Origin of the sequence: Arthrobacter sp. LAPM80, assembly GCF_046736435.1 — a bacterium.
Classification (GTDB): Bacteria; Actinomycetota; Actinomycetes; order Actinomycetales; family Micrococcaceae; genus Specibacter.
Map to the genome: position 1 here is coordinate 1 of NZ_JBCHVD010000036.1, position 5,329 is coordinate 5,329.

General features: G+C 59.1%; 4 protein-coding genes and 1 pseudogene. 2 read left to right on the top strand and 3 right to left on the bottom strand.

All coding sequences use genetic code 11. The annotated features are described in order from the left end of the window. Positions 1 to 163 precede the first annotated feature (163 nt). Positions 164 to 934: pseudogene (locus AAGW05_RS18285) on the top strand (ISL3 family transposase); the annotation flags it as partial. Positions 935 to 1,009: 75 nt separating this feature from the next. Here AAGW05_RS18285 and AAGW05_RS18290 read toward each other — a convergent pair. Genes AAGW05_RS18290 through AAGW05_RS18300 form a run of 3 tightly spaced genes read right to left on the bottom strand, consistent with a single transcriptional unit; the run spans position 1,010 to position 4,127 of the window. Further along, positions 1,010 to 1,996 carry a tyrosine-type recombinase/integrase gene (locus AAGW05_RS18290; protein ID WP_411805989.1) on the bottom strand — a complete coding sequence of 329 codons (987 nt, stop codon included), beginning with the start codon at positions 1,994 to 1,996 and terminating at the stop codon, positions 1,010 to 1,012. Then, entirely contained in the window at positions 1,993 to 2,907 is a 915-nt protein-coding gene (locus tag AAGW05_RS18295) for a tyrosine-type recombinase/integrase (RefSeq protein ID WP_411805990.1), read from the bottom strand. Before AAGW05_RS18295 ends, AAGW05_RS18290 begins: the two co-directional genes overlap by 4 nt. Further along, positions 2,904 to 4,127 (bottom strand): tyrosine-type recombinase/integrase, encoded by a 1,224-nt coding sequence (locus AAGW05_RS18300; protein ID WP_411805991.1) that lies wholly within the window; start codon positions 4,125 to 4,127, stop codon positions 2,904 to 2,906. Before AAGW05_RS18300 ends, AAGW05_RS18295 begins: the two co-directional genes overlap by 4 nt. Before the next feature lie 170 nt (positions 4,128 to 4,297). Between AAGW05_RS18300 and AAGW05_RS18305 the strand changes: the two genes are divergently transcribed. Continuing rightward, the gene (locus AAGW05_RS18305; RefSeq protein ID WP_411805992.1) at positions 4,298 to 5,248 is read left to right on the top strand and encodes an IS1595 family transposase; all 951 of its coding nucleotides are present in this window, start codon (positions 4,298 to 4,300) and stop codon (positions 5,246 to 5,248) included. Positions 5,249 to 5,329: the final 81 nt, after the last annotated feature.

A 5,329-nucleotide genomic window follows, 5' to 3' on the forward strand; every position in this document is an offset into this window, starting at 1 on the left:
CTATTTTTCATGTGAAGTGGATCCATATATGGCTCTTCCGAATCCAGAGTGTAGTCGGGTTGCCGTGTGAGATTTCCGAGTGCCGGCGGTCGGTTCGGTGTAGGTGAGGGCCTTGGTAGAGAATCAGATCGTCTAAGATCTCGTTTTCTACAGCAAGGCCCTCGTGTTCAACGCTACCTTTCAATGCCCTGACCTGACTACTTTTTGCCGTCTTGATGGCCTCGGACTTGAGGTGACCGGGCAGTATGTCCGCCCGGATCGTGCGGTCCTTGCCTGCCGTGTTGTTGATCCCGATGATTGGTGCCACCGGTGCGGATCCCAAGGAGTCCCTCGCGATACCGTGACCCGCCAGCTCGGCCATGAACCTTTCGGTTGGCGTCCTACAACGTTGTTGGTGCGGATCCGCCGTTATCAGTGCACCGGTTGCCGGCATGTGTGGCGGCAAGACACCACGAAGGCGGCCGATCCGAGATCGAAGCTTTCTCGCCGTGGGCTGCGCTGGGCGTTGGAGGGAATCGTGTGTCAACACCTCACCGTGGCCAGGATCGCTGAAGGCCTTGGGGTCACTTGGAAGACGGCTAACAAGGCTGTTCTGGCCGAAGGGCGGCGTGTACTCATTGATGACCCTTACCGTTTCGACGGGGTGAAAGTCATTGGTGTTGATGAGCATGTTTGGAGGCACACCCGACGAGGGGAGAAGTACGTCACCGTCATTATTGACCTCACCCCGATCAGGGACGGAACCGGTCCTTCCCGCTTGCTGGACATGGTCGAGGGCCGCTCAAAGCAAGTCTTCGCCACTTGGTTGCAGGGACGCCCGCAGGCATGGAGGGACTGTGTTGAGGTCGTGGCCATGGATGGGTTCTCCGGTTTCAAAAGCGCCGCCGCCGATGAACTACCCGACGCTGTTCCGGTCATGGATCCGTTTTATGTTGGACTCCTTGTTATGCCGACAGTGATGGCATCGGTGCTGGTCAGAGCAATTTTCATACGGTTCTTGTCGGCATAACTAGAGTCCGTTGAGGAAGGCGAGGAGTTCGTCAGAGGCCTTGTAGCGGCCGGTGGGTACGTTCAATGGTGTTGTCCTTTTCAGAGCGTCCTCCTTCATTTTCATGTTGGCGTGCAGGTAGGGCTGGGTGGATTCGATCCCAGCGTGGCCGAGCCATATGGCGATCATCGCCACGTCGATGCCTGCATCGAGTAGACGGATTGCTGCCGTGTGTCGGAGCACGTGCGGTGTGACGTTCTTAGCGGCAAGCGTGGGGCAGGTAGCTGTTGCCTTGTCCACGTGTAGGTTGACCCGGGCAGCGATCGCGTCCCTGCTTAACTGGTGGCCGTTTCGAGTAGCGAAGACGAAGGCTGCCGGCTGTGCGTGGTCCGTGTCGATGTCCCTGAGTAGCCGCACGGCCGCGGCGGTCAGAGGGGTAGTGCGGTCTTTACGTCCTTTCCCGTCGCAAGTCACGTGCGGGCCGGTGCCCAGGTGAATGTCGGCGCCGGTGAGTGAGGCCAGCTCGGCGACCCGAAGCCCTGTGGTGATGGCAACCAAGAGCAGTGCCCGGTCACGGCGCCCGATCCACGTATCAGGGTCTGGGGCGGCCAGCAGTGCCTCTGTTTCATCCTTGGTGAGGAAGGTAATCTCCGCCTGATGTTGCCGTTTCCGGGGTATCGCCAGGACCTGGCTGAGCACGGCCGCGTGCTCGGGGTGCTTGTAACTGGCATAGGTAGCGAAGGAATGCACGGCGGCCAGCCTGGCGTTGCGGGTCCGGATGGTGTTTCCACGTTCGTCTTCCAAATAGTTAAGGAACCCGGTGATCAGGTCGGCGTCCAGTTGGCCTAGGTCCAGGTCTGAGGGCCGCGTGCCGGTGGATTGGTGGGCATAAGCGAGCAGCAGCCTGAAAGCGTCCCGGTAGGCTTCTACCGTGTGTGGGCTGACTCCGTAGTGGCTGGTCAGCCGCACGGTGAAAAACGATTGAAGAGTTGGGGCCAACGCACTCATGACTCCTCACTTTCTAGTCGTTGTGCCGCGGCCCGCATCAGCGCCGGGGTGCAGCCCAAATACCAGTACGTGTCTGCAAGCAATGAATGCCCCATCCAGGTGGAAAGTACGGGCAAGATCTTTCTGGGGTCCTGCCCGCTGGCGTAGGCATCCAGCATCGTGTTCACGGCAAAGGTGTGGCGAAGGTCTGTCAACCGTGGCCGGCATTTGCGCGAGTGTTGACTCAACGAGGTATGTGTCAGAATTTCCCGAAAGCTCTCATCAACGTGAGTTGCACGTAGCCGGTTGCCTCGGGAGGAGACCAGCAATGCGGGACAGTTGGCGGCAGGGGCGAGGCCAGTCCGGAACTCTGTGTAGGCCTTCAGTGCTGTCATGGTTGTGGGGTGTGGAGGAAGTAGCCGGATTTTTCCATACTTACCGGTGATCCTCAGCGTGCTGGCCACCGGGTTGAGGTCTCCGATGTCCAGGGCGCACGCTTCACCAGTACGTATCCCTGTCGCCGCCATCAACCCAATCAGAACCGCCATGGTCTTCGCCCTAAAACTCGGGTGGAGTCTGAGAGAAGCATCAAGGAGTTCACTGACTTCTTCCGGCGTGTAGATATAGGGAACGTTGCGGCTCTTGCGGGCCTTCAGCAGCCCGCCAGGCGGGACCTCGATTGTGTGATCTATCGTCTGTGCCCAGCGACAGAACCCACGCACTGCCGATAGGCGCAGAGCGATGCTTCTATCCGATAGCCCTTCCTTGTCCGTGGCGAATCCCACGGCGAGCTGCACGGTCAGGGCCGTATCCTGCGATGCCTGAACGTAGTCGCAAAACTTTGCCAAGATCCGTCCGACATCCACGGCGGTGGAGCCCTGTGCCCGTCGGATCTGTAGATACTGCTCGACCATCTCCGGTAGCTTGTTCATGCCCGTTCACCTGCCACTGGCCAGGGGCGTGAAAGGCCGGAAAGGCGTGTCATGTCCGTCTTGGCGTAGATGGTGGATGTCTCTGTACTGGCATGGCGCAAAAACTGCGCGACTTCTTCCATACTGGCCCCTGCGTTGAGGACGTTAGAAGCCGCCGTGTGACGGAGCCGGTGGGCGTGCACGGTGCCCAGACCAGCCTTCTTGGCCAAACGGCCAACAATGCAAGTCACGCTTGTACGTGTAAGGCCACGATATGGAGCGCACAGGCGGATGAATACCTCACGTGATTCAAGCCCCGGCGGGCGCGCCTCCCGGAGGTAGTCGACCAATGCGGTCCCGACATCGATAGGTACTGGCACGGTATCAACCCGGCCTCCCTTGCCATGAATGACCACGGTACCGGAGCCCCAATCCAAGTCATCAAGGCTCATCACTGCCACCTCCTGGCACCGCAGAGCCGTCCGCAATAGAAGCAACACAATGGCGTAATCTCGCTTCCCCGCATCGGTAGTCCTGTCCGCTGCAGCCAACAATGCAGCTGTTTCTTCCCGGGTCAGGGGCTGAGGCAGGCCCGAAAGCCGCCACGCAGTAATCGGCGGGATTGCCGTGGCCAAGGACGCAGTGTTGTACCCCGCAGTGTGGATAAACCCCAGGAATGAACGCAACACACTGGTCGTCATCTTCGCCGACTTCCGCGACAATCCCACCAGCCGGCTCACAAGGTAGGCGGCAATGATCTCGCCATCCAGCTCGCCGTCCTTCACCTGGCAACCCACATCCTGGAGATAGTCGAGAAAGGGCATGATCCAATGCCCATAAGCTGTGATCACCGGCGTACTCAAACCCCGGCGCACCAACAAATAGTCCTGATACTCAGCCAACAGAATTTCCTGATCTGTCACCGGCAAACGAGGCTCCAGATCAGGAACAACCCCCAATACACGCAAGTACTCCAAGAACGGACCCAAGGCTTCAAGCGAGATCAGGTGGGTATAAGTCGCCCTCCGCTCCACCAAAAATGCCTTGATGACCGGCTCCGTCAAATCCCAAGCCTCGAACTTGTTTTCCTGCAGCCATCGGGAAAGATGCGCAGCGAGCTGGAGCTTGACGGCAGCCGAAGACGCCGCATAGCCCTCGGCCACCAAAACTTCTCGCCAACCCGAAGCGAATTTGGCCAACGGACCGGTGAAACGAACCTTGGAAAGATCGGGATCATACATTTGAGCCTCCTCGAAGATATGGAAGCTTCAGGATGACCCCGTCGAGTTATGCCGACAAGAACCGTAGGAAAATTGCTCTGACCAGCACCGATGCCATCACTGTCGGCATAACAAGGAGTCCAACATAAAACGGATAGTGCGTAGACGGTTAGCTCAGGTAAAATTGGTACATGGGTCGGACAGATTTTCCGAGGACGATTTTGGAGTTTCAGGCGCGGTTCGTCGATGAACAGGCGTGCCTGGACTATCTGTTTGCCTGTCGTTGGCCAGAGGGGTTCGTATGCCCGCGCTGCCATCGCCAGAAAGCCTGGCCGGTTTCCGCGCGAGGTACTTGGGAATGTTCCGGCTGCCACCGCCAGACGTCGCTGACCGCCGGGACGGTGTTGCACAAGACGCATACACCGTTACAGCTGTGGTTCTGGGCCGCGTACTTGATGACGACCGGAACCCCCGGCATTTCCGCCGTGCAGCTTCAGCGTCAGCTGGGCCTGACTCGCTACCAAACAGCGTGGACCATGCTGCACAAACTTCGCCGCGCCATGAAAGACCCCACTCGCAAGATGCTCTCTGGTGAAGTGGAAGTTGACGAATGTGAAGTTGGGGGCCGGGCAACTGGCCGGCGCGGAGGCCGCAGCCTGACTGCCAGAGCCGCAGAAGTCATCGTCGCGGTAGAAGTGCGCGGGCAAGGCTCCGGACGCGTCCGGATGCAAGTCATCCACGATGCCACCTCCCAGACATTGTGCGGCTTCGTCGTCGAGAACGTGGCGCCCGGTTCGATTGTGCACACGGACGGCTGGATGGGCTACGTACCCTTGGCCAAGAAGGGCTACGAGCACCGTCCACGATCCCAACGCGCCGCGCGGAAGGCCGATGACCCGGACCCCGTCATGCCGCGCGTCCACCGGGCCATCAGCAACTTCAAATCATGGCTCCGCGGCACCCACCGATCAGTCAGCAATGAACACCTCCAGGTATATCTGGATGAATTCGTCTTCCGCTACAACCGACGGGGCACACCGATGGCAGCCTTCAGGACCATCCTTGGACTCGAAAGCGAACAGACGCCGGCCACATACCAGCAGATCACGGCCGAAGGACCCCACGCTAAACGTCAAACCTGAGCTAACCGTCTACGCCAGGGTGGCTGCAAAGTCTTTTATGAGGGGATGGCGTCTTAACATGTGAGACGAACGGGGCCGTGG